16 protein-coding genes, 1 tRNA gene and 1 pseudogene are annotated in these 26,105 nt (G+C 62.1%); 12 read left to right on the top strand and 6 right to left on the bottom strand.

What is annotated here, in order from left to right; genetic code table 11:
• Nucleotides 1–304: 304 nt before the first annotated feature.
• A pseudogene (locus PEP31012_RS09210) lies at nt 305–1,249 on the bottom strand (IS3 family transposase); the annotation flags it as partial.
• A 2,094-nt stretch (nt 1,250–3,343) separates the two neighbouring features.
• Between PEP31012_RS09210 and PEP31012_RS09215 the strand changes: the two are divergent.
• The 4 genes from PEP31012_RS09215 to PEP31012_RS09230 all read left to right on the top strand — a co-directional run bounded on the left by PEP31012_RS09215 (nt 3,344) and on the right by PEP31012_RS09230 (nt 8,802).
• Entirely contained in the window at nt 3,344–4,411 is a 1,068-nt protein-coding gene (locus PEP31012_RS09215; RefSeq protein WP_150589052.1) for a ParM/StbA family protein, read from the top strand.
• Between the two features lie 1,011 nt (nt 4,412–5,422).
• On the top strand, nt 5,423–6,334 hold the full coding sequence (locus PEP31012_RS09220; RefSeq protein WP_150589053.1) for a site-specific integrase: 912 nt from the start codon (nt 5,423–5,425) through the stop codon (nt 6,332–6,334).
• A gap of 256 nt (nt 6,335–6,590) precedes the next feature.
• A complete protein-coding gene (locus tag PEP31012_RS09225) occupies nt 6,591–7,223 on the top strand; it encodes a hypothetical protein (protein ID WP_150589054.1) in 633 nt (210 codons plus the stop codon).
• A gap of 355 nt (nt 7,224–7,578) precedes the next feature.
• Entirely contained in the window at nt 7,579–8,802 is a 1,224-nt protein-coding gene (locus tag PEP31012_RS09230; protein WP_150589055.1) for a site-specific integrase, read from the top strand.
• Nucleotides 8,803–8,849: 47 nt separating this feature from the next.
• Here the strand turns inward: PEP31012_RS09230 and PEP31012_RS09235 are convergent.
• Nucleotides 8,850–8,936: transfer RNA gene (locus PEP31012_RS09235), tRNA-Leu, on the bottom strand.
• 315 nt (nt 8,937–9,251) lie between these two features.
• Between PEP31012_RS09235 and PEP31012_RS09240 the strand changes: the two genes are divergently transcribed.
• Entirely contained in the window at nt 9,252–10,136 is an 885-nt protein-coding gene (locus tag PEP31012_RS09240; RefSeq protein ID WP_150589056.1) for a squalene/phytoene synthase family protein, read from the top strand.
• 283 nt (nt 10,137–10,419) lie between these two features.
• Here the strand turns inward: PEP31012_RS09240 and PEP31012_RS09245 are convergent, their stop codons facing one another.
• Both PEP31012_RS09245 and PEP31012_RS09250 read right to left on the bottom strand, forming a co-directional pair.
• The gene (locus PEP31012_RS09245) at nt 10,420–11,646 is read right to left on the bottom strand and encodes a DUF1501 domain-containing protein (protein WP_150589057.1); all 1,227 of its coding nucleotides are present in this window, start codon (nt 11,644–11,646) and stop codon (nt 10,420–10,422) included.
• A 164-nt stretch (nt 11,647–11,810) separates the two neighbouring features.
• Entirely contained in the window at nt 11,811–13,631 is a 1,821-nt protein-coding gene (locus tag PEP31012_RS09250; RefSeq protein WP_150589058.1) for a DUF1800 domain-containing protein, read from the bottom strand.
• A 610-nt stretch (nt 13,632–14,241) separates the two neighbouring features.
• Here PEP31012_RS09250 and ompR point away from each other — a divergent pair.
• The 4 genes from ompR (at nt 14,242) to PEP31012_RS09275 (ending at nt 17,878) form a co-directional block, all read left to right on the top strand.
• On the top strand, nt 14,242–14,967 hold the full coding sequence (ompR, locus tag PEP31012_RS09260; RefSeq protein ID WP_017234082.1) for an osmolarity response regulator transcription factor OmpR: 726 nt from the start codon (nt 14,242–14,244) through the stop codon (nt 14,965–14,967).
• A 204-nt stretch (nt 14,968–15,171) separates the two neighbouring features.
• Complete coding sequence (locus tag PEP31012_RS09265) at nt 15,172–16,512, top strand: ATP-binding protein (RefSeq protein WP_150589060.1); 1,341 nt, start codon at nt 15,172–15,174, stop codon at nt 16,510–16,512.
• Nucleotides 16,513–16,742: 230 nt separating this feature from the next.
• Nucleotides 16,743–17,291 (top strand): peroxiredoxin, encoded by a 549-nt coding sequence (locus PEP31012_RS09270; protein WP_017234080.1) that lies wholly within the window; start codon nt 16,743–16,745, stop codon nt 17,289–17,291.
• Between the two features lie 59 nt (nt 17,292–17,350).
• Nucleotides 17,351–17,878: a carboxymuconolactone decarboxylase family protein gene (locus PEP31012_RS09275; RefSeq protein WP_150589061.1), complete on the top strand. Its 528-nt coding sequence runs from the start codon at nt 17,351–17,353 to the stop codon at nt 17,876–17,878.
• A 197-nt stretch (nt 17,879–18,075) separates the two neighbouring features.
• Here PEP31012_RS09275 and ispF read toward each other — a convergent pair whose 3' ends face one another.
• Together ispF and ispD are read right to left on the bottom strand one after the other, a co-directional pair.
• Entirely contained in the window at nt 18,076–18,597 is a 522-nt protein-coding gene (ispF, locus tag PEP31012_RS09280) for a 2-C-methyl-D-erythritol 2,4-cyclodiphosphate synthase (RefSeq protein WP_150589062.1), read from the bottom strand.
• A gap of 88 nt (nt 18,598–18,685) precedes the next feature.
• Complete coding sequence (ispD, locus tag PEP31012_RS09285; RefSeq protein ID WP_150589063.1) at nt 18,686–19,408, bottom strand: 2-C-methyl-D-erythritol 4-phosphate cytidylyltransferase; 723 nt, start codon at nt 19,406–19,408, stop codon at nt 18,686–18,688.
• A 108-nt stretch (nt 19,409–19,516) separates the two neighbouring features.
• On the opposite strand from ispD, the gene mfd reads away from it, so the two are divergent.
• From mfd to PEP31012_RS09300, 3 genes are all read left to right on the top strand, one after another.
• Nucleotides 19,517–22,981 (top strand): transcription-repair coupling factor, encoded by a 3,465-nt coding sequence (gene mfd / locus PEP31012_RS09290; RefSeq protein WP_150589064.1) that lies wholly within the window; start codon nt 19,517–19,519, stop codon nt 22,979–22,981.
• A 156-nt stretch (nt 22,982–23,137) separates the two neighbouring features.
• Nucleotides 23,138–24,355, top strand: coding sequence for an acetylornithine deacetylase (gene argE, locus PEP31012_RS09295; protein WP_150589065.1), 1,218 nt, complete (start codon nt 23,138–23,140; stop codon nt 24,353–24,355).
• A 369-nt stretch (nt 24,356–24,724) separates the two neighbouring features.
• Nucleotides 24,725–26,011 carry an MFS transporter gene (locus PEP31012_RS09300; protein ID WP_150589066.1) on the top strand — a complete coding sequence of 429 codons (1,287 nt, stop codon included), beginning with the start codon at nt 24,725–24,727 and terminating at the stop codon, nt 26,009–26,011.
• Nucleotides 26,012–26,105 lie beyond the last annotated feature (94 nt).

The raw sequence follows: 26,105 nt of genomic DNA on the forward strand, positions 1-26,105 counted from the left end.
GTATTTCTCTTTTTGGGATGTACGCCAATCTGCGCAGGCAGAGTGGAGCTACCCGCCCAGTCTATTTGGCATGCACCATAAGAGAAAATATAAAATTCGGATTGACCAATATGAAAAAATTATTGAAAGCGCGATGCCCCCCCCCAATTTAAGTGGTACGCTGATTGAGGGTCCAATCACGTAGTTAGGAAATTGGACATGGGGAGCCACAATATTCGGGCGCAGACTGTCATGGCGCTCAGGGGAATCGCTTTGGGGAATCCATTCGAGTGGATTTGCCCCCGTACTTCCGGACAAAGCGCCACACTGAGGTTGCTGATTCCATCGTCCGGCGAAACGCTCGTGGCGAGCGGACTTTCAACGCGCTATGGGGATGCGTCTCGTTCTAACGCTCGAAGACGATAGTCAGGTTTCGCGCAGCAGTTGCAGCGTCTGGCTTCGCAATGAAAACCACGTAATCGCGTTTCGTCGCTTTAACAAAGCTCTCGACCATGCCGTTACTTTGCGGGCTGTACACGGGTGTGGTCAATGAGTTCGACCGATATCCTCAGCGACCCGGCGCGTCTCGTCGACCGTGTAACCCGAACCGTTGTCGCTCAACCATTCGATTTCGGACGGCGTATGCAACGCACTGCCAACGCGGTTTTCCACCGCAGCCAGCATCAAGTCACGAACGATATCGCCGCTGTGGCCTGCTGTGGTCGCGGCCAAGCTCATGGCTTCGCGGTTGCACCAGTCCAGCGCAAACGTCACACGCAGCGGTTGACCGTTGTCACATCGAAGCTCGAAGCCCTCGGAGCACCAACGCTGATTGCTGCGAGCCACGCCCACCTTGCCGCCGTGCCGCCGCTGCAGACGTGAAGGTGTAGGACGCCGCTCCATGAGCAATCCATATGTGCTCGTGGCGCGATAGATGCGCTTTGCATCCAAGACGATCATTCCAATGGACTATCGCTCTTCGCGCAGCACGCCCCAGACTCGACGATAGCCGTAGCTCGGCGAATCACCGATAACCCGGCGGATTGCATCGACCACAGGTGCATCATCGGTTTTCCTGGACTTACGCCCACCCTGTAAGTCAGCGGAGCGTGCAGCTTGTGCCGAAACGTTCGAGCGCGACACACCGAGAACTTTGCAGACCAGTCTCACTGCGCGCCCCCGGCAACCATAGCGCGCGCTATTCTTTTTTTGTCGGGCCATATTCGACTGCTTCGCGAAGAATCTCGCTCTCCACGGTCCCTTTTTTACCATTGGCGAGACTATCAACCTGAGTGTCATCCCGCATCTCAACGGTTCGGAAGTCGTTGACTCGTCCCGTCTTCGCCTTGCGGACATTCTCACACGTATCGGCGGCGCTACGGAATGCCCGACCTGAAGCCGTCGCGCACTCAACCTACCCTCGCGCAACCCCGGAGTCACCACCGCACGACATGTAGCGGTGGCCTCGCTCCCGAGCCCGAGAAGCCGGCGGGCTCCATAGCTCACGACAATTTGCATCGCTGGCACACCGTGCGAACCTGGATCAGTCCGCGCCTGAAATTGCGGACCCACACGCAACCACGGGTCGCACGGCAACCCGCACACCGATGGAGAACCTGCCTTATGGTCACCCGACAATCACTGTGGCGCATCATGGTCAACGAGATCAGGAGCTCGCTGCCGGTCTACCTCCTGCCGCTACTTATCGGTTGCCGCGCCCTCATCCGCGGGCGAGGCTTTCCGTCGCGCCGGACTATCGCGCGCTGGCTACGCCGTCATGGTGGGTAACCGGACGACATGCCCTTGTCTGGTCACTACGCAAGGATGTGCCATCGCTGTGATCATGAACAAATGAACCCAAGAAAGGGCAGAAGGTACCGCCACACCCGCAGCTGATGCAACCGCCCGCCCGTCGAGTTCTCGGCCACAGAATCCCTTCCGGCCCCAAGGCCTCGCTACGAGATTCCGGGCGAGCGGCATATCGAAACAGTCTTCGGTTTACTGACTGCGGCCGGCTCAACACCAGGCGCGAGTCCGCCGACAGTCATTGCAGCAGAGCCCGACGTTCCATCCAGCGCGGCGAAAAAATCGATGACGCGAATGTCGCTCCTCATGCGCACGCGGAACGTTCGAAGCTGCAATGTCACGGCTCAACGGCCATCGTTGGTCGCAAAAAAACGGCTGTGTCAGGGTCGACCAACTTGACGAGAGTCCTTCTCCTGCCTTTAAAATCAACACTCGACAAGCGTCCGTGCACGACAATCCAGACGCGTCGACGCAACGGTCGAAGTGTCGGGTGGATCAACTCTGCAATGGACTGGCTGCGCGGTCGACAGTACCGAGCAACCTTTCGCTACCAGCGTTTGCGGAGAAATATCGGGCGAGAGTGGATAGTCTTGCCGCTATCCAGGATCAGGCGAAACGGGACTTCGCCAGAAGCCGATTGACCGAATTGAACAGGTCAGGCCAGGCACGCTGCTCATGGAAATACACAGGTGCATACCACCCTGCCTGAGTCTGCAATGTCAAAGTGCCACTCAAATGCCACTTTGCCAACTCGGGAAACCGAAACAAGGTCACCGCGCGCCCCAAGTGCCACTCAGGTGCCACTTTCACTCGTCCCGGCGGCCACACCCATCGGATTGCCCCTCGCCAGCGGGCGACACATCGCCCCCCTCAAGCGGGAACAAGACATTTCTCCCCTGCTGCGAGATGACGCGGCGTCGGATCAACACCGCGATCATTTACGACGAACAAAAAATCACGGTGAAAAAGCTTGTCAAAATGACCTCGGGTGTTTTAACTTACATACTCTCACTCGCCGCGCTGGCGGCAATGCAGTCGCACGATCAATCAAAATCGATCTGGGTTTCCGTGCCCAAAAATGAACGGCTCTCGCTTTGACCTAATCTGAGCGTGGGTTATAGCGATATTCACATCACTAGAAAATCGTCCATGTGCTACTGCGCCGCGTGCGCCCGTAGTCCACATCGGTTCGCCCTGCCTGCGCCTGACAGGCACTTCCCGCCTTCAATCAAGATCCCACGCCAGACGGCGATTAACCGACATCTGGGAATCTATCCGTCCGCCTGCATCCTGGCGGACCGGCAATCTGCGTTCACGCCGGACGCAAATCTCACTCCGAAATCGCTAACACGCTGAGGCATCTGCTGGCCGCGCAGTTGTCTCGACAGAAACCCTGCTTTATCGCGGCACGCCGCACCCCTGCGGGGGCACGCACGGCCATCGGGCCGAGATCTTTCAGCTTAGCTATACCGCTTCGCACGTCCGAATTCTGGCGCGCAAGGCAGGGCATCGCTCGCACGCTTCGCTTGCATCGCCTCACACCTGCGGCAGGATTGGCATGACGTTCGTAATCCAACTCATTTTTCTCGAAAACCTTCTGTGGAGAATCTGCGCTATGCGTAACGAACCCCAGTTCAGTCAAGCCCCAGTCTGTGTCGGTATTGATGCCGGCTTCTACGGCACGAAGCTCTCGTTCCGGCGTGAGGGAAGTATCGTCAATGTGGGCTTCCCTTCCGTGGCGCCCCCCTTGCCAGACGGCCTCAGCACGACCCTCGAAGGCCTTTCGGCGAACGACTCGGATCTGAAGATCAACGTCGGCGGCACCGTCTACCTGGTTGATACCAACGACGATGGTGAAGTCCGCGGAAGCGTCCTGCGCACCGAGAACGACTCCTTTCCGCTCACGAACGAGCATACCGCACTGGTATACGCAGCCCTGGTACGTTCCGGTCACCGCCGCATCGATCAACTTGTGCTGGGGCTGCCCTTGCACACCTTTAAACGATATGCCGGACAACTCATGCAGCGCTTCAGGGGCTCTCACGATTTTGGGTACGGGGCCTTCACCATCGGTAACGTGGCAGTTCTGCCACAGCCCGTCGGAACCTTTACCTATGTGAGAACAATGCAGCCGGGCTATCTGAAAGCAGATACGCCAAAGTGCATCATCGATGTCGGCTGGGGTACCAGCGACGTGTTTGTAAGCTCCGAGAAGCTCCAGATTGACCATAGCCGATGCGATGGAGTGCCCAGCGGAGGTGCAGCCGCAGTCGTGCGCGAAGTTTCTCTACTGCTACGCAGTGAGTTCGGCGGGCGATTCACAAATCTTGATCTGATCGATCGAGCCATGCGTACCGGACAACCGTTGCAACACAACGGCGCGCCGATTGATCTGAGCGATTTTTTCAACCGCGTAGCACACATCACTGTCCCGGTAGCACGCGTCATTCTGACCCGCCTGCGCACAGCAGAGGACCTTACTGTATTGGTCACGGGCGGCGGCGCCCGATACTACCTTCCAGCCCTTCAGGAAACACTGGGCTGTCCGGTGACTGTGGTGAACGATCCGCGTTTCGCGAATGCCACGGGCTTTCTTTTTGCGGGCGAAGCAAATTGCCGAAAATGACGCCACTGAAGGGCCACCACACGGTGTACAGCGACGAGCACCCTAACCTGTACGCGGTACTTGCTGCAGAACCATCGCCAAGAAGACGCGCACGCCTGCTCGTCTGGATGGCCGAGCAGGGATGCCAACCCAAATCGCAGGGGGTCCTGTTGACGCCCGGCGCGGTGCCCACTCATCTCACAGGTACGGTACCGCCCTCGGACCCGATAACACAGGAGACGCCACTCGACGAAGACTTCATCACGAGCATCCTTGGCGGATACATGCGGTCTGACCTAGATGAAGCCACTGGAGAAGAGCGCTGAATCGGCTAACGTTCGTCGCACAAAAACGACACTTGTAGATACCTGCGTCATCAGAGGAAAAAATGCGGTAGGCTTATTCCAGCCGTTAAATCGGCATGATGTAGAAATCTCTCCGCTTCCCGATAGTTCTGCACAATCGGATCCGGAGGCTTTGACTCCTAGCGCCAATTTCCTTTTCGTGAAATTGGCGCAAAGGTGCCTCAGAAATCAGCTTAAGCGGGACACTGTATTGGTCGTCCCCGCAGCGCAAATATTCCACGCATTTAAAAAAGGCTTCTCACAGGCTTCTGACGAGCACAAGTCTCGTCCGATGGCGAAATTCACTCGTCCGCGCAGCCCCAAGTTGCCCCCAGCAAGGTCCTCGTCGACCACCCACATCCTCCTTGGTCAGGAAGGTTCGGGATTCAATTGAAAAATGTACCCGACCCGTCGCTCCGCCGGACCGACGGCAGCGTTCGCTGCACTTCCAACCTCTCTTGCTGGGAGAACGTATGCGCCCCCGACACTCACGCCTGGATCACCCCGACATCGTCGCGTTCCTGCGGCGAACGGCCGTTTCTCGTCTGAAGACCAAAAATGAGACGAGCAGCAGCCTTCAGTGCATTGCCGACAAGATCGACCTCCAATGGGGACTACGTGTCCACAAGTCGACGCTAAGCCGCTTTATTAAGCGGCTCGGCCTGTCCTTCGCATGGAGGACCGACAAATGAAGAAAGCCATCCCGAGACCCGAACGCGACCTGGCAACGAGGCTGGTCTCGTCCCTTCTCATGCTGCGCACGAGCAGAGCAACGCTGAGGAAGCTCGCGAACAATGCGATTGCTTCAGTCGGCACCGCGCGCAACGTAGTGCAATGTGTGACGGACTTTCTTACGTGGCGCACGGCTGCAGACATTAGCTTAATCGAGCCGGTCACACGTGCCGAACTGGAGGCATACCTCACTCACGAGAGCTTCCGCTGGCGCCAAAAGACAGTGGATCAACACCGTCAAGCGCTCTCACTGGTTTTCTGCGTGACGCTGATGGAAGTGGGCGCCGGGATTGCCACGCATACTCGCGGTCGCGCCTACAGTGCGACCGAAATGGAGCGTATTGCCGTCAGACAGAGCGAGCACAACGCACTCTCCACCCGTATCGCATTCCATTCTGGCCTGCGTGCCAGCGAGCTTATCGAGCTTCGGATTGCCGATGAGTTTTCAGCAGCGGATCGCCCGTGGCGCGGTGACCTGTTTCGCGGTCTTAACGATGGGGTCTTGTATGGAACAACTGGCAAGGGCGGACTCGCACGACGGGTCTGGATACCTGCCGACCTTCATGATCAGCTTCAGGCGAGACGACGCACCGCGCCCCGGTACGTCACGGATCGTGGCGTGGTAAGAAGCGCTTTCTTCGACATCGGGGGTGGTCTGGCCCTCAGCCAGTCATTCAGCGACGCCAGTCAACGGGCTCTCGGGTTTTCTCTCGGCCTCCACGGTCTTCGTCACGCATACGTGAAGAACCGGCTTGTAACACTGCTGTCGCTGGGCGTCGCGCCGATCGACGCGCTCGAGATCATCAGCCAGGAGGTCGGGCATCTGCGGCCCGACATTACCACTGCATATCTTGTGGGGAGGTGCTGAGATGCGAACTTCTCCAATGCTCCCCACGGGACTGAGCGTGCGCCATCCGCGTGACGGCTCACCGGTCTATTTCACCGTGACCGATAGTCGCCGGCACGATCTAGGCGATGACCTCCGGATCGCACTCATACGCTGGGTCAGGTTACATCACCAAACAGTGGCATCGTCACGCTGCACCACGGCTGATCTCCTTGCCCACGCAGGCACGACACCTTCCGTCCCTGTGGCAGCAACGCGCCACATCGCGGAGCTGGCCGTGCTCGCCCTGTTCTTCGTGGAGAACAACCTGCCGTGGCTCGACGAGTTGCCCAATCAGAGCGATTTCCTTGCGTGGTTCCAACGACACAAGCGCCCGGCGCCCGCCGACTCCACAGTGCGTCTGCTACGCCGTGCATGGAGTGTAATGCGAGCCCAAAGCGCCATACACAACGAGTGTCCATGGCCCAGCCTTGACCTGCGCAAACCGCGGCTGCAACTCGAGGCAGCAGATGTGATCGGCACGTTTGCCGCCAACCCACTGAAGCGCCTGCTGGACACCCTGCTGCACGACGGCGCACACGTGGCTGCCGTTCAGGTGCCTGACATGATCGTCAGCCACGAAGCAGGACTTATCGCGGCGCTGGCGGCTGCCGTCCCACCTGCCATTCAGGCTCTGACGGAGAGTGGTCGCACCGACCTACGCCCCGCAGTCTATCAATTGAAGCTATCCGATCTGGGGCAGCTCGCTGTCTCCCCCGCTCTGGCGCTGGCCCGCCCCACGGGACGCCTGCGGTTTGAACGTCGCGCGACCATGCCAAATGTCAAGCGGGCAACTCAGACAACTCCCGATCAGGGCAATGCGCTTGCGTTGCCTGATGCGTCCCTGATACTCGATCAGGAGCAGACATGAGCACACGACCAATCGGCGCTGAAGCTCTGGCACGGGTAACAGGCGATCGGCAAACCTTAATGCACGGAGAAGGGTTTGCGCGAATTCAAATTCGGCGGATCGCCGCAAGAAATTGGGATTCGAATAGGGATGCAGGACTTCAGAGTCATCACGGCAGCGCACACCGCGCTGGCCAACGGTAGCGCGAGGCCCAAATGGTTCGCTTTGTGACTATTGCAAAATTTTGCGAGTTGACGGGATACACGCCGGCCGCTGTCTATACACGGAAGTGCAAGGGCATCTGGCCGGAAGGCTCGGTCTGGAAGTACGAACCCGGCACTAAGAAGATCATGATGGACATGGAGGGATACGAACGATGGCTAGAAAGGGGACAGGAGTCGACATCGTTTCGGACTCCAGCTATGAAATCACCTTCAATTACCAAGGACAGCGGTACCGGGAGCGGATCAAAGCGAAGCCCTGTCCTGCCAACACTCGCAAGATAACTCAATTTCGAGCAGCGATTCTGCATGCGATTGAGAAAGGCGAATTCGACTATGCAAAGTCCTTCCCCGACTCGCCGCGAGCGCGTCAGCTTGCCGAGAAACCGGGCGACGTTCTAACAGTAGAGTCATATTTCGAGCAGTGGCTACGCCGCAAAAAAGCGGAAATAAAGGCGTCGACGTACAAAGGCTACGATCTCATCGTCAACAATTGGGTGATCCCGAAATTTGGCGAAATGGCCCTGTCCGACTTGAAGCGCGCCGCCATCCGCGATTGGCTCGCGACAATCGACGAGGCGCGCGATCACAAGGTGTCCAACAAGCGGCTGGCAAATATTCAAAGCTGCATTCGCTCTGCCCTCGGCGATGCTGCTGGTGACGAAATCATCGACGCGAATCCACTAGCTGGCTATACCTACGCGCGCGCCGAGAGGCCAACGGAGACAGCAGAGGATGAGATTGATCCGCTCTCACCGGAAGAGCAGGCAGCCGTCCTCGATAAATTGACCGGGACAAACCGGAACCTGATCCTGTTTGCACTCTGGACTGGCATGCGTACTTCCGAATACATCGCGCTGAACTGGTCAGACATTGACTTCGTCGGTGGATATGTCCGTGTACGTCGGGCCATTACGCGGGAGGCCAAGGGTGTTGCCGAGTTTCCGAAAACAGCCGCCGGACGCCGCGACATCCGCCTACTTGGACCGGCAAGTGCCGCCCTCCAGGCGCAAAAGACCATTACGTTTCTCACCGAACAGGATGGCGCGATTTTCAAGAACCGCGCAGGTGAGCGATTCGCAGGCTCACACCAGATTTGGCGCATCTGGCAATCGGCGCTCAAGCGGTCTGGTGTCCGATATCGCAATCCGTATCAGACCCGACACACCTACGCATCGATGATGCTCTCGGCGGGAGAACATCCCATGTGGGTGGCAAAGCAGATGGGGCACTCAGACTGGACGATGATCGCAAGAATTTACGGGCGATGGATGCCAGCAGCTGACTTAGGCGCGGGAGATAAAGCGGTGAAAAAGTTCGGCAAAAATGCTGGCACGAATGCTGGCATTTTGGGAGAAAAACTGGCAAAAATCGGCTAGATTTCCGCCAACCAAAAAATCCAACCAATTGATTTTAAACGAGTTTTTGGTGCGAGGAAGGGGACTCGAACCCCTACACCCTTGCGGGCGTCAGGACCTAAACCTGGTGCGTCTACCAATTTCGCCATCCTCGCAGCCCGTGGGCGTCGAACACCTTCGTCAGGCACGACACCCCAGCATCGGGTCGACGGCATGCGTCCTGTCGGACATGAAAAGGGGCGACTCGTCGCCGCCCCGCTCGCATGCGTCAAAGCAGGCGAGAATTCTACACGAAGTGATATCCACCGGCAATCTCATGCCGCGTCAACGCCGCCCCGCCCCGCCCTTCCCGCGCCACCGGCACCGCCGCCCCCTCAATGCTAAAATTCGCCCAAATTCATGGCATGTGCCCCAAGTGCGCGCCCGCGCATCGGCCTCCGGGCACATGACCCAACCGATACCCCATTCGCATGCAACCCCACGAACCCGCCGACAATACCTCCGGCATCCCCAGCAATCCCGCCAGCCCCGCGCAGGCCAACGACTACTGCCGCCAGAAAGCCGGCCCTCCCGGCTCCGCGCTCTACTACGCACTCCTCCAGTTGCCGCCGTCCCAGCGCGACGCCGCTTACGCCGCCCACGCCTTCTGCCAGGAAATCGCCGATATCCATGCCGCCGTGCATGACCCCGGCGTCGCCCACGCAAAGCTCGACTGGTGGCGCCAGGAACTCGCGCGTCTGTTCTCCGGCGCCCCAGCCCACCCCGTCTCCCGCGCCCTTGCCCCCGTTGTCCAAGCACGCGATCTCGCCCGCGCGACGTTCGATGCCGTCCTGCATGGCGCAGAGATGGACCTCGCCCAGATGCGCTATCTCGACTTCGCCGGCCTCTCCCATTATTGCGATGCCGCCGGCGGTGCCCCCGCCGTGCTTGCGTCCCACGTCTACGGCTTCGACGATCCGCAAACTCCAACCGTCGCCCACGCCCTAGGCCACGCCATCACGCTCGGCCGACGCATCACCGATGCAGGTGTCGATGCGCGCGCCGGTTACGTTTATTTCCCGATCAACGAACTGCAACAATTCGGCGTGACTGCCGCCGACCTGCAAAACGGCAAGTACTCGCCCGCGTTCGTCGATCTAATGAAGTTCCAGCACGCGCGCGCCCGTCAGGCCATTACCGAGGCGGCAGCCGCCATCCCCGCGCCGGATCGCCGCCGACAAAAGCCGCTGCTCGCCCTCGCCGCACTGCAATTGGCACTGATGGACGAAGTCGCCGCCAGCGATTACCAAGTGCTGCATCAACGCATCGATCTCACCCCGCTGCGCAAATTCTGGCGAGCCTGGCGCGCACGCTGACACACGCCGGCTGACATCTCGCCCCGGCTCTCGGCGTCGCCTCGCCCCACCGGCAGCGGCACATTGGCACACTGGCACTGCAGCACAGCGATGGGGTGACGGGGTGACGGGGTGACGGGGTGACGGGGTGACTGAGTGACTGAGTGACTGAGTGACTGAGCGACCGAGCGACTGAGTGACTGAGTGACTGAGTGACTTAGCGACAGTGCGACTAAGCAATAGAGCGATTAAAAAACTTAGTCACGCAGCCACACAGCCACTCAAGTCCGCCAGCCTCAGCGCATCATGCCCGCAACACGTCCAACGGCTTGAACACGCTGCCCAACACCGGTTGCGGATCGAGCCCCCACCAGCGCTGCAACACTGTCGCGTACACCTCGCGAAAATCAACGGCGAACGGCAGATTACCGTTGCCGTCGAGCCGGTCCAGGCGCGGCACGTCCCCGTATAGCCCGCCACGAACGCGACCACCCGCAATGAAATGCGGCGCCACCGTGCCGTGATCCGTCCCTCGGCTCTGGTTCTCGCGCGCCCGCCGGCCAAACTCCGCATACGTGACGATCATCGTCGACTCCCAGCGATTCAACTCGGTCAGCCCCGCCCGCAACGCCATCATCCCCTGCGCCAGTTGACGCAACAGGTTCGCCTGCTGCCCCGGCTGATTCTGGTGCGTATCAAATCCATTGAGTGTCAGACGCAACACCGCAACCCCACGCCCCGGCTGCGGCATGCCCGCCGGCGAATCGGCAGCGGCCACCACCTGCAGCGCTGTCTTCACCGCATTGCCAAACGCGCCCACTGGCATCGGCGTTTGCAATACATATTGCCCCTGGCGCGGACGCAATCCATCCGCCGCCCTCACGATGTCGTTCTCCACGCGCAACACATGCGCCAGCGCAGGATTGCCCACCTGCACCGCATTCGCCGACACAAGATTGGCCTCTCGCAGGAATTGCGCCGGATTGGTCAGCGTCACCGCGCGAGCGCCACCTCCCAACGGCCCAAGCTCGGCGCTGCCCACGATCACGCCATCGGCGTCGAACCCGGGCGGCACGGCCCGCTGCGCGAACGCCCGCGACAACCAACCGTCGCGCATGTATTCGTCCGAACGCGACGCCGTATTCCATATCTCGATCGACCGAAAGTGCGACAGGTTCGGCTGCGGGTATCCCACCCCCTGCACGATCGCCAACTCGTTCGTCTGCCACATCGGCAACAATGAATCCATCGCCGGATGCAGGCCGCTGCGCGCATCGAGTTGCACTACTTGATCCCGCGAAATGCCAATACCGGGTCGCAGGCTCGCATACAGCGGATCCGCATAAGGAATAACCGTGTTCAACCCATCATTCCCGCCCTTGAGTTCGATGAGGATCAGCAGATTGCCGTAGTCACCGCCCGCGCCGCGCCGTATCCCGGAAAGATCACGTGCCGCCCCGAACACCGGCATCGGTGCAAGCCACGCCGCGCCAAGCCCGCCGGCGAACGTCAGAAAATCGCGTCTACGCATTTCACGCATCTCACACCTCTCTCGGCCAGCCTCGCAAGCCTGCGAAGCCATCGCTCAATGTCATCTGTGCCTTGCTGCCCGCCATGACGCCATGACGCCGTGCCGCCACCGCGCCACCACGCCGCCGCGTCGTCTCGGGCTCAAGTCGTCACGCCGTCGCTTCGTCACTTCAACTGATACGCAGGGTCCATCAGCAACCCCTGCAAGTAGGCCTCGCTGTTCACGCCAGCGGTTTGTGGCGCCGCAGGCTTGAACGGCAGCACGGCCCGCTGCAACGCCTCGCGCGACGCCGCATCCGGAACATCGACCGGCCCCAGCGAGTAGGGTTGCAGCCACCGCGACAAATCGAAGCGCACGCCCACCACGGTTCTCGGCATCGAAGGCATCGATGGCTCCCCTCTCAGTGCCGTGCGCCGCACACCGGGGCGTGTCGCCAACGACACGGGCGGCGACATCATCGACACCCCGCCCGCATTCGCGTTCTCCGTCGCACGGAACATGCGCTCGACAAACTGCTTGCGTGCGAGCAACGTCGTACTGTCGATCCACGCATCGCCCCCTGGCCATCCCTTCACATTGGGCGGACGGAAAAGATCCTGCCCGAGGACTCGCATCTGCCGCGCAAGCATCGCCGGATCGTCGTAGCCGATGTCGAACTCGCGCACCGTATCGGTCACGAACTCCGCAGGCGACTTGACCAACGTCCCTCGGGTTCGGGCGTCCCAGAAGGCGGGGGTCAGCAGCAAGGCACGCAGCGCCGCTCCGATGTCGTAACCGCTCTCGCGAAAACGCAGCGCGACACGCTCGACCTGCGGCGGATCCGGCGTCGAGGATACAAATTCACGCCACAACTTGCCGGTGATGAACGTCGCGGTCTCCGGACGCGCCAGCAGGATGTCGAGCATCTGATCGCCATCGAAGTTGCCGGTTTGGTGCAGCACCGTCTTCGTGCCGGCATCGTGAAGTTTGGGACGCCAGACATACGTCATCGTCGCCCGATCGATGCCCCAGCCGGTGTAGGCGCGCGCCGCCTCGCGCACATCCTGCTCGGTGTAATGTCCTTCACCCAGCGTAAACAGCTCCATGACTTCACGCGCGAAGTTCTCGTTGGGGCGCCCCTTACGGCTACCCGCGCCATCCAGATACACGAGCATGGCCGGGTCCTTCGACACGGCATGCAGCAGCGTCCCGAAGTTGCCAAGCGCGTTCTCGCGCAGCAAGACGTTCTGTCGATAAAGCATGACGGGCTCACGCACCTTGTCGTCGCTCGACACGAAGTGGTTGTGCCAGAACATCGTCATGCGCTCCGTGAGCGGTGACGGTGTCGTGGCCATCTCCTGCGCCCACCATGCCGCCAGCGACGCCGCCATACGGTTGCGCCGCTGGTTCAGCGCACGGCGTTGCTCGGCCGTCATGGACTTGACCCGTGCGCCATACAGCGGCGGATCTTCAACCCAGGCGGGGGGCGGCGTCACGGCCATGCGGCGCGCCCGCGACAACAGCAGGTCGACGGCTTGCGCACGCGTGCGTCCAACGAACGGGGCGAGTTCGCGCGCGTCCGGCGAATAACCGGTGCGTGTGAGCAAGTAGCGCGCGTCGGCTGCGGTGAGGGGGCGCGTCGCGCGATCGGCGACGGCATCGGCAGCACCCGTTGCCCCGACTGCACCGGTTGCGTGCGACGTCGTCGAACCCGCCACATGCCGCATCGGCGACGCGCGACCGACGAGCGGCGACGCCAGCCACGCGCCGGCAAGCAGGCAGAACGCCAGCCGGCGCGGCATCCACGACATTGAAGACGGCAGGTGACGCACTGCGCCGGCAAGCCGGCCGGACGTCAGCCCCCATCGTGTCCACGACATCGAACACGGCAGGCGATGCACCTCGGCGGCCATCGCCATGAAGACCTTCGTTGCCTCAATGCCCTTTCGGCAGGCGCAAAAAAAGCCGGCGTCGACGCAGGCTGGCAAGTTTGGGGTGGGCTTCATGGGACGCTCGCGTCATCCTGACATCACTGGCGTTTTGGGGAAGCGGTTGGCGACGCTGCGGTGCCCTTTCGATCCATGAACCATCAGCCATGAGGGCACGCGCCTTTATCGTTAGTGAGTGTACAACTCACGCACGGCGTCCTGAATATGTTGCCGTAGCAGGCGCCGGTCTTCCGGCGACATATGACCATTGGGACGACGGCCCGGCGGCGCGGGGGGGAATTCGTCGTTGCGGCGCGCTGCACCGGAATCGTTCTGCGGCGGCTCGCGCTTCGTCGGGTTCCGCGGCGAAGGCGCAGGCCCCGCGTGGTGGAAGCGCGGGGCGCTCACCCCATGCGACTGCGCACTGAAATGCGCGACAGGACGGGCATACGTCACGCCCAGGTGTCCCCAGAGCATGATTCCCCCGAACAGTAGCGTCCACTCAGCAGCCCATCTCATCTTGTGCGTATGTCCCTCATGCCATGCGGCAGGTTTTCGCCCCGGCAGGGGTGCAAGTGTACCCATAGCCTATGGTCAGCGCGCAAGCCGTAGGGTAAATTGTGTAACCCTTTGTAACCCGCTTTGGCGGCCCCATCCGTTCGTAACATTTCGGGCTAAGATACGTGGCATGGAAAACAAAAACTCTCCCAAAATTCTGGTTGTCGACGACGATCCGCGACTGCGCGACCTGCTTCGACGTTACCTCGGGGAACAGGGTTTCAATGTCTTCGTGGCGGAAAATGCAACGGCCATGAACAAGCTTTGGGTGCGCGAGCGTTTCGATCTGCTCGTGCTGGATCTGATGCTCCCCGGTGAAGACGGTCTGTCGATTTGTCGCCGCCTGCGTGGCGCCAACGACCGCACGCCGATCATCATGTTAACGGCCAAAGGCGAGGATGTCGACCGCATCGTCGGCCTCGAAATGGGCGCGGACGATTACCTGCCCAAGCCTTTCAATCCGCGCGAACTCGTCGCCCGCATTCACGCCGTGCTGCGCCGTCAGGCACCGCCCGAACTCCCCGGTGCGCCCAGCGAAACGATGGAGACGTTCGAGTTTGGCGACTTCTCCCTGAACCTCGCCACACGCACGCTCACGAAGAACGGTCAGGAGATTGCGCTGACGACGGGCGAATTCTCGGTGCTCAAGGTGTTCGCGCGTCATCCGCGTCAGCCCCTTTCTCGTGAAAAGCTGATGGAGCTGGCACGCGGGCGCGAGTACGAAGTGTTCGATCGCAGCCTCGACGTGCAGATCTCGCGTCTGCGCAAGCTCATCGAACCGGATCCGGGCAGCCCGCGGTTCATCCAGACCGTCTGGGGCCTCGGCTACGTGTTCATCCCGGACGGCGGCGCGTGATCGTCCGCCGTCTCGTCTCACGCAGCAAAACGACGCCGCTCGCGACACGCTCGCCAAGCGGCGTTGTGTCGCGTCGTGTGCCGTGCCGCGTGCCATGTTTGGTGCCGCATCCCACGGCGCACCGCGCGTCTCGTCCGGGCACCTGCCATTCAGCACGTCGGGCCTGTCGACACGCGCCAATCACGCTTTAGACGGAGCAACCCCATGCATCCGATTCGGATGGTACGCGGGCTGTTCGGCGGTCTGTTCTGGCGTACTTTTTTCCTTATCGCACTATTGATCGGCGTCAGCCTGGCCGCCTGGTACCAGAGCTTTCGCGTAATCGAGCGCGAGCCGCGCGCACAGCGCGTCGCACAGCAGCTCGTGTCGATCGTCAAGCTCACGCGCACCGCTCTGCTCTACTCCGAGCCCGACCTGCGTCGCGCACTGCTGCAGGATCTCGAGAGCACCGAAGGCATTCGCGTGTACCCGCGCGAGCCCGCCGACAAGATCGAGATACAACCGGGGGGCGTGGTCCAGGATCTGATCGTGCGCGACGTGCAGCGGCGCCTGGGCACCGACACGGTCATCGCCGCCTCGGTCAACGAGATTCCCGCGATGTGGATCAGCTTCAAGATCGATGAAGACGACTATTGGGTCGCCATCGAGCAGGACCGTATCGACACGGCAACCGGCCTTCAACTCTTCAGTTGGGGAACCTTCGCACTGGCACTCTCGCTCATCGGCGCCGCCTTTATCACCGCGCTCGTGAATCGCCCGTTCGCCCGGCTCGCCCACGCGGCCCGCGCCATCGGCGAAGGGCAACGTCCCGACCCGCTTCCCGAGCGCGGCATGGGTGAGGCCGCCGAAGCCAATCGCAGCTTCAATCAAATGGTGGATGAACTCGATCGCCTCGAAGCCGACCGGGCGCTGATGCTGGCGGGCATCTCGCACGATCTGCGCACCCCGCTCGCCCGGCTACGGCTGGAGACGGAGATGAGTCCGTCCGACGAATCGGTCAAACGCGACATGATCAGCGACATCGAACAGATGGACGAGATCATCGGCCGCTTCCTCGACTACGCCCGTCCGGCATCGCGCACGATGCAGTCGCTCGACCTGTCGGACATCGTCCGCGATACGGCTGCCGCCTTCGAAGGCCGCGACGACCTGAATCTCAGCATTGAACTCGCCGACGCCGCCCCGGTGCTCGCCGAGCGTACCGACCTCAAGCGTCTGCTCACGAACCTGATCGAAAACGCACGCAAGTACGGCCGCGACGCCAAAACCGATGTCGCCAACGTCCACATCACGACACGTGTGCTCGGCGAGCGCGTAGAGCTTTGCGTGCGCGACACCGGCGCCGGCATTCCCGAGGAACAACTCGCTCTGGTATTCCGCCCCTTCTACCGAGTGGACACCGCCCGCACGAAGGCAGACGGCACCGGCCTGGGCATGGCGATCGTGCAGCGCATCGCCATGCGCTACAAGGGTCACGCCTCGGTGCGCAATGTGCGTCCGGGGCCCGGCCTTGAAATCATTGTGTCATTTCCGCTTGCTAAATAACGGAGGGCGAAATCTTGACTATGCTCAAGGCTTGCCCGTCCGGCGCCGAGCCAGTGCCTATCAACGGGATTTGTTTTAACTATCCCCAACATAAAAATTAACTATTGCTACCGATTTTTTGATAGCGTATGATGCATGGGTTGACCGGAATCGTATGATCCCGGTCAGTTGCTGGTTGCGATGTCCCAGCGACATCTCGACATAAACCGCACTAATTTAGGAGTCAATCGATGAAGACTGTCGGCGACAAACTCGAAGCATTCTCGGTAGAAGCTGCCAAGCCCGGCTTCAACAACCACGAAGAAAACGGCGTCTCGGCTTTCGAAACGATCACCGAAGCCTCGTTCCCGGGCAAGTGGAAGATCATTTACTTCTACCCGAAGGACTTCACCTTCGTGTGCCCGACCGAAATCGTTGAGTTCGGCAAGCTGGCCAACGACTTCGCAGAACGCGACGCTGTCCTGCTCGGCGGTTCGGGCGACAACGAATTCGTGAAGCTGGCATGGCGCCGCGAACACAAGGACCTGAACAAGCTGAACCACTACTCGTTCGGCGACACCACCGGCGCCCTGATCGACCAACTCGGCGTGCGCGACAAGGCCGCCGGCGTGGCCCTGCGCGCCACGTTCATCGTCGACCCGGACAACGTCATCCAGCACGTTTCGGTGAACAACCTGAACGTCGGTCGTAACCCGGAAGAAGTGCTGCGCATTCTGGACGGTCTGCAAACGGACGAACTCTGCCCGTGCAACCGCGCTGTTGGCGGTGCAACGCTGTAAGCGTCGCCTCGAAGCCCGCGCAAGCGGGCTTTTTCAGCCCAAAGCAATAGGAGAAATTTATGGAATTCATCACCGCGATTAAGGCGCAAATCCCTGACTATGCCAAGGATATCCGCCTGAACCTCGACGGCACCATCGCCCGCTCCTCGCTGGAAGGCAACGACGCCGTGGGCGTGGCGCTTGCCGCCGCCTTTGCCGCCAAGAGCCAGCCGATCGTCAAGGCGATTCGCGAATCCGGCGTACTCGCCCCGGAGGAGCTTGAAGGCGCGTTGACCGCTGCCGCGCTCATGGGCATGAACAACACGTGGTATCCGTATCTCGAGATGGCCGACAACGCCGATCTGAAGAACGAGAAGGCCCAGCTGCGCATGAATGGCTATGCCACGCGCGGCGGTGTCGATCAGCGCCGTTTCGAGATGTATGCCCTCGCGGCGTCCATCATCGGCAAGTGCCACTTCTGCGTGAAGTCGCACGCCCACCTGCTCGCCGCCGAGCACGGGATGAGCACCGCGCAACTGCGTGACGTCGGCCGTATCGCCGCCGTGATCAACGCCGCCGCGCAGGTCATCGCCGCCGAGACGGCATAAGCGTCTGAGCAGCGCAGGGACCGGGGACTGAGCGTCCAAGCCCCCAAGCGCCCACGCTGGTGCGAGCCGCCGAAACCACAACGGCGCTACCGGGTTCGTCCGGTAGCGCCGTTGTGCTTTATGGGTTGACGGGCATGGGCGTCACGAAATCGCGCGCCGGGCCGTCATCTCCCCTTAGCCTCTTCGCCGTCTTCACCTCAACGCGCGAAGAGCAGTGCCGCCGCCTGCGCTTCAATCCCTTCCTGACGACCGAGGTAGCCCAGCTTCTCGTTCGTCTTCGCCTTCACGTTCACCTGAGCGACGGCAACGCCCAGCGCTTCGGCGATCGATTGCGTCATGGCCGCGATGTGCGGTGCGAGCTTCGGCGCCTGCGCAATCACCGTGCAGTCGACGTTGACGATCTCATAGCCCTGCTCACGCACGCGGCGCATGGCCTCCTTGAGCAAGACCACGCTGTTCGCACCCTTGAACGTGGGATCGGTGTCGGGGAAGTGCCGTCCGATGTCGCCCAGCGCCGCCGCACCGAGCACGGCGTCGGTGATGGCGTGCAGGAGCACATCGGCGTCCGAATGGCCGAGCAGGCCGCGATCGAACGGGATGGTGACGCCGCCCATCACGAGCGGACGGCCCGGCACGAGCGCATGCACATCGTAGCCCTGGCCGATGCGCAGCTTGGGCAACGTCGCGAGCGGGGATTGAGAAACAGCTTGTTCAGTCATGGGGAGTCGCCAGATGCGAAAGAATGCGGTGCGTCGGTTAGTCGGTTAGCAGTTAGTCGGCTCGGTACTGCCAACACTCGCCAAGCCCTCAACCGGACTTGGCAGTGCCCAGAAAGGCCTCGGCGAGCGCGAAATCTTCGGGATAGGTCACCTTGAAATTGCGCAGGCTGCCGCGCACGAGCTTTGGCGCATGGCCCATACGTTCGATGGCACTGGCTTCATCGGTGACTTCGGCGCCGCAGGCGAGCGCGTCTTCCAGCGCCTGACGCAGCATGCCGAGACGGAACATCTGCGGCGTCTGCGCCTGCCACAGGCCGTCGCGCGATTCAGTTGCCTGCACGGCAGCCAATCCGCCGGTCGTCGCCGGCGCCTGCTCACGCTTGAGCGTATCAGCCACGGGCAGCGCAAGGATGCCGCCGACGGGGTCGTCGCGCAGCGCCTCGACCAGCGCACGAATCAGCGCCGGCGTGATGCCGGGACGCGCTGCATCGTGCACGAGCACCCAATCGCTGTCCTGCGCCCCGAACTCGGTAAGCGCCTGCAGTCCGCCGAGCACCGACGCATGCCGCGACGGCCCGCCGCAGCGGCGCACCGCGAAACGCAGCGTGCCGAAGCGCCTGCCATCGAAATGGTTGTCGTCCGGGGCCAGCACCAGCACGGTCTGCGCAAACTCGGAACACGCGTCGAACGCAGCGAGCGCATAGTGCAGCATGGCTCGTCCGCCCACGCTTCGGTATTGCTTGGGCACGTCGGCCCCGGCGCGTACACCGGCCCCGGCACACGGGATGACGGCAAAAAGTCGGTCGCTCACAATAAAACGCAGGTAAGGGGAAAGCAGGGATTTTATAATAGACGCTGACTGTCACGGGGCTCCATGCGAACGGAGCCCCGTGCTTTGCCATTTCTGCAACGTTCCTCTATGTCCGCCGCCAACGCCCTATCCCGTAATACCGCGCCGGTGCCGCTCGTGAAAGCGGGACAGCGTTACGCCTTTGCCGGCTCGCACGCCTCGAGCGACGCCCTGCTCATTGCCCGCTATTTCAACGACAATCGCGAGCACCTGCCGTTGCTCGCCGTCGTGTGCGCGCAGGCCACCGACGCCCTGCGCCTGCAGCAGGAACTCAAGTGGTGCGCGCCCGAAGCCCGCGTGCGGCTGCTGCCCGACTGGGAGACGTTGCCCTACGACACGTTCTCGCCGCACCAGGACCTGGTCTCCGAACGACTCGCCACGCTGCACGATCTCGGCGAGAAGCGCTGCGACATCGTCCTCGTACCCGCCACCACTGCGCTCTACCGCATGGCCCCGGCGAGCTTCATGGCCGCCTACACGTTCTTCTTCACACAAGGCGAGCGTCTCGACGAAGCCCGCCTGAAGTCGCAATTCACGCTCGCGGGCTACGAGCATGTGAGCCAGGTGATGCGCCCCGGCGAATACTGCGTGCGCGGGGGACTGATCGATCTGTACCCGATGGGCTCGGCCCTGCCCTATCGTCTCGATCTGTTCGACGACACCATCGACAGCATTCGCGCATTCGACCCCGATACGCAGCGCAGTCTCTATCCCGTCAAGGAAGTGCGCCTGCTGCCCGGGCGCGAATTCCCTTTCGACGAGGCCGCCCGCACCGCCTTTCGCGGCCGCTGGCGCGAGGTGTTCGAAGGCGATCCGAGCCGCAGCCCGATCTACAAGGACATCGGCAGCGGTGTGCCGTCGGCCGGCATCGAATACTACCTGCCGCTGTTCTTCGACGAGACGGCCACCCTGTTCCACTATTTGCCCACCGACGCCCAACTGGTGTTCGTGGGCGATCTCGACGCGGCCATCCAGCGTTTCTGGAACGACACCCGCCAGCGCTACAACTTCCTGTCGCACGATCGCGAGCGCCCGGTGCTGCCGCCCGAGCAGCTGTTCCTGCTCGATCAGGACTTCTTCACGCTCGCCAAGCCGTTCGCGCGCCTGACGCTGCCCACGCCGGGCGACGGCACTTGGGCGATCCCGTTGCCGCCGCTGGCCATCAACCGCCGCGCCGACGACCCGCTCGCCGCCCTGCGCGCCTATCTCGCCAGAACGCCGGCCCGCGTGCTCCTGTGCGCCGACTCGGCCGGTCGTCGCGAGACGCTGCTGCAACTGCTGCATGACCACGACCTGAGGCCGTCGTCCGTCGAGTCGTTTGAAGACTTCCTGACGTCAGATGCGCGCTTCGCGATCGGCATTGCGCCACTGGCCGCAGGCTTTCTGCTGCCGACGGAAGATCTTGCCTTCATCACCGAGAACGAGCTGTACGAAGGCCTCGCGCGCCGCGCCGGCAAGCGCCGCCAGGAACAGGCGACGTCGGTCGACTCGATGGTGCGCGACCTGGCCGAACTCAAGGTCGGCGACCCGGTCGTTCACAGCCAGCACGGCATCGGCCGCTACCAGGGCTTGGTCAGCATGGATCTCGGCGAAGGCGAGACCGAATTCCTCCATCTCGAATACTCGGGCGACAGCAAGCTGTATGTGCCGGTGTCCCAGTTGCACCTGATCTCGCGCTACAGCGGTGCCGATCCCGATACCGCACCGTTGCACTCGCTGGGCTCCGGCCAATGGGAGAAGGCAAAGCGTCGGGCGGCGCAGCAGATTCGCGATACCGCGGCCGAACTGCTCAACCTGTACGCGCGTCGTGCGGCGCGTTCCGGCTACGCCTTCGAACTGTCGCCGCGCGATTATGAGAAGTTCGCCGACAGCTTCGGCTTCGAGGAGACGCCGGACCAGGCAGCTGCCATTGCCGCCGTCATGAGCGACATGACGAGCGGGCGCCCGATGGATCGCCTGGTGTGCGGCGACGTCGGCTTCGGCAAGACCGAAGTGGCCTTGCGCGCCGCCTTCATCGCCGTGCTCGACGGCAAGCAGGTCGCGCTGCTGGCGCCGACCACGCTGCTCGCCGAGCAGCACGCGCAAACCTTCTCCGATCGCTTTGCCGACTGGCCGGTGCGCATCGCCGAACTCTCGCGCTTCAAGACGGCCAAGGAAGTGAACGCCAGCGTAAAGGCCATCAACGACGGACAGGTCGATATCGTGATCGGCACGCACAAGTTGCTGTCCAACGATATCCAGTTCCAGCGTCTGGGCCTCGTCATCATCGACGAAGAACATCGCTTCGGTGTGCGGCAGAAGGAAGCCCTCAAGGCGCTGCGCGCCGAGGTCGACGTGCTCACGCTGACCGCCACCCCGATCCCGCGTACGCTCGGTATGTCGCTCGAAGGCCTGCGTGACTTCTCGGTCATCGCGACCGCGCCGCAGAAGCGTCTGGCGATCAAGACCTTCGTTCGCCGTGAGGAAGACAGCGTCATTCGCGAAGCCATGCTCCGCGAGCTCAAGCGCGGGGGGCAGGTCTACTTCCTGCACAACGAAGTCGAGACCATCGAGAACCGCAAGGCGCAGTTGGAAGCGCTGGTGCCCGAAGCCCGCATCGTCGTGGCCCACGGGCAGATGCATGAGCGCGATCTCGAACGCGTGATGCGCGACTTCGTCTCCCAGCGCGCCAACGTGCTGCTGTGTACCACCATCATCGAGACCGGCATCGACGTGCCGACCGCCAACACGATTCTGATGCATCGCGCCGACAAGTTCGGCCTGGCGCAGCTGCATCAGTTGCGCGGCCGCGTGGGACGCTCGCACCACCAGGCCTACGCCTATCTGCTCGTGCACGATCCGAAAGCGTTGACCAAGCAGGCACAGCGGCGTCTCGAAGCCATTCAGCAGATGGAAGAACTCGGCGCCGGGTTCTATCTCGCCATGCACGATCTGGAGATTCGCGGCGCCGGCGAAGTGCTGGGCGACAAACAATCGGGCGAAATCCACGAGATCGGCTTCCAGCTCTACACCGACATGCTCGCCGACGCCGTGAGCGCGTTGAAAGCCGGCCGTGAACCGGATCTCACCGCGCCGCTCTCTGCGACCACCGAGATCAATCTGCATGTTCCGGCCATCCTGCCGAGCGATTATTGTGGCGACGTGCAGGAGCGTCTCTCGCTCTACAAGCGCCTTGCCAACGGCACGCAGGCCGATGCCATCGACACGATCCAGGAAGAACTCGTCGATCGCTTCGGCAAACTGCCGCAGCAGGCGCAGGCGCTCATCGAGACCCACCGCCTGCGACTGCTGGCCAAGCCGCTGGGCATCGTCAAGATCGACGCGAGCGAGGAGGCCATCGCGCTGCAATTCGAGCCGACGCCGCCGGTCGACCCGATGCGCATCATCGCCCTGGTGCAAACGCATCGCCACATCAAGCTTGCCGGACAGGACAAGCTGCGCATCGAAGTGAAGCACGCACAACTGACTGACCGCGTTCGCGCGATCAAGGAGACGCTGCGCGGGCTCGGCTCGCCCGGCGCCAAGGCCGCCTGATATCCGCACGCCCGGGCAAACCCTAGCCCGGCGCGCGCTTTCCCATAAGACGGGAATGGTTGTTCACCCAATCTTTTACGTCTAAATTGTTTTTGAGTAATATTTCCCCGGTACCGGTACGTAGTCACGTCCGACCGGAGATTCCCGGAGATTCGAATGACAAGCGCTTCCCCCCAAGCCATCGCCCCGCAGGCCGCCAACGAGGCCCCGCCGGCATCGCTCGACTGGATCACGAAGCTGGTCAGCATCGACACCACCAGCCGCGAATCGAACCTCGGCCTGATCGAGACGGTGCGCGACAGCCTCAAGCATGCCGGTGTGGCACCGTGGCTCTCTTACGACGCCACGCAGCGCAAGGCGAATCTGTTCGTGACGCTGCCCGCCGCGGACGGCAACACCCAAGGTGGCATCGTGCTCTCGGGCCACACCGATGTGGTGCCGGTCGACGGCCAGCCGTGGGACACCGACCCGTTCAAGCCGGTGGTGCGCGACGGCAATCTTTACGGCCGCGGCACGTGCGACATGAAGGGCTTCATCGGCTCGGTCATGACGCTGCTGCCGGAAATGCGCGACGCCAAGCTCAAGACGCCGTTCCATTTTGCGTTCTCCTACGACGAGGAAATCGGTTGCGTGGGCGCACCGGTCATGCTCGCCGAATTGCGTGAGCGCGGCATCCGCCCGGACGGCTGCATCGTCGGAGAGCCGACGAGCATGCGCGTGATCGTCGCCCACAAGGGCATCAACGCTTACCAGTGCTGTGTGCGTGGTCATGCGGCGCACTCGTCGCTCACACCGAAGGGCTCGAACGCAATCGAATACGCCGCCCGCCTGATCTGCTACATCCGCGATCTGGCCGACCACTTCAAGCAGAATGGCCCGTTCGACGAATTGTTCGACGTGCCGTTCACCACGGCGCAGACGGGCACGATCTCGGGCGGTATCGCCCTAAACACGATCCCGGCGCTGTGCGAGTTCGTCTTCGAATACCGCAACCTGCCGGGTGTGGACGCCGATGGCATCTTCCAGCGCATTCAGCAATACGCCACGGACGAGCTGATCCCGAAGATGCAGAAAGAGCACCCGAACGCGGGCATCGAGTTCAAGCGGATTGCCGCCGCCCCGGCGCTGGACGCCTCGGAGCAGGACGCCATTACGCAACTCGTGCGCGCGCTGACCAAGGATACCGACAAGCGCAAGGTCGCCTACGGCACCGAAGCCGGTCAGTTCCAGCGTGCGGGCGTACCGTCGATCGTGTGCGGCCCGGGCAATATCGAACAGGCGCACAAGCCCAATGAGTTCGTGTCGCTGGAGCAGATCGCGCAGTGCGAGTCGTTCCTGCGCAAGCTGATTCGCAGCAACACTGTCGGCGCCTGAGGCGACGACTGAAGCGAACAATCGAGGCGACGACTGAAGCAACGTCTGACTCGCTCAGGCGGACGTGTCGATTGACGTTGCAACGGGGTCTGATGCCGAACGGGTGCCGACCCGGCGCCTACCGGACGCCAACCGGATGCCGGCGGCCGGCCCCTCGCCCGGCGACTTGGCGGTGCCAACGCGGCATCCGCCAAGGCCACCGGGTCGAATGCAATATGCATGGCGTTAGCACACCCGCGGCATGCCGTTAGCAGTACGTAGTACGTAGTCGGCAGCACGCAGTACCAGACGCCTATCGCAAGGGCGCACAGGACATCCTTCTGCTAGATAACCATCACGTACGTCAGACAGGTATCGGAGATCTCGCCCATGAGCGCAAGCGCAGCCCCCAACACGACGGCCTCGGCCGCCCGCACTTCCCCGCACGCGTGGCGTGTGATCGTATCGGCCTCGATCGGTAACGCCCTCGAATGGTTCGATCTCGTGGTGTACGGCTTCTTCGCCGTGACCATTGCCAAACTGTTCTTCCCGACCGGCAACGACACCGTGTCGCTGCTGCTCACCCTCGGCACGTTCGGCGTGTCGTTCTTCATGCGCCCGCTGGGCGCCATCGTGATCGGCGCCTACGCCGACCGCGCAGGCCGAAAGGCGGCCCTCACCCTGTCGATTCTGATGATGATGGTCGGCACGCTGCTCATTGCACTTATGCCAACGTATGCCACCATCGGCGTGCTGGCACCGGTCGGTATCGTCATCGCCCGCATGGTGCAGGGCTTCTCGGCGGGCGGCGAATTCGGCAGCGCGACCGCGTTTCTCGCCGAGCACGCGCCGCAACGCCGCGGCTTCTTCTCGAGCTGGCAAGTCGCCTCGCAAGGGCTCACTACGCTGCTCGCCGCCGGTTTCGGTGCGCTGCTGACCGGCAATCTGTCGCCGGAAGCCATGATGTCGTGGGGCTGGCGCGTGCCGTTCTTCTTCGGCCTGATGATCGGTCCGGTCGCGTATTACATTCGCCGACGTCTGGACGAAACGCCGGAATTCCTCGACATCGAGCCCACGCAGAGCCCGCTGCGCGACACGTTCGCCAGCCAGAAGGAGCGCCTGCTGCTCGCCATCGGCGTGGTCGTGATGGCCACCGTGGCGACCTACCTGGTGCTCTACATGCCGACGTACGCGGTCAAGCAATTGGGCCTGCCGTCGTCGGCCGCGTTCTCGGCGGTGTTGCTCACGGGCGTTGTGCAACTGATCGTTGCCCCCATTGTCGGCCACTGGTCGGATACCCACGGCCGGATCAAGCCGATGCTCACGGCCGCCGTCGCGCTGCTGGTGCTCGTCTACCCGATGTTCCGTGTACTCGACGCGAACCCGACGTTCGGCGCACTGATGGCCTTCCAGATCGTGCTCGGCCTGCTGATGACGACCTATTTCGGCGCCCTGCCGGCCCTGCTCACGGAATTGTTTCCGGTCCAGGTACGCACCACCGGCCTCTCGCTCGGGTATAACATCGCAGCAACGGTATTCGGCGGCTTCGCCCCGTTTATCATCACGTGGCTCATCGGCGCCACGGGCAACAAACTTGCGCCGAGCTTTTACCTGATTTTCGCCGCGCTCATCAGCATTACCGCGCTGCTGCGCACCCGCAAGCTCGGGCTACGCTGATCTCGGCGAAGGTCTAACGGCCCCGGGTCGCGGGGCGCGCACCCGTTCACCCGGTGCGCGCCCATCCCGGGTATCCCACACGACGGAGACCATG

This window comes from Pandoraea eparura (assembly GCF_902459725.1).
GTDB classification, from domain to species: Bacteria; Pseudomonadota; Gammaproteobacteria; order Burkholderiales; family Burkholderiaceae; genus Pandoraea; species Pandoraea eparura.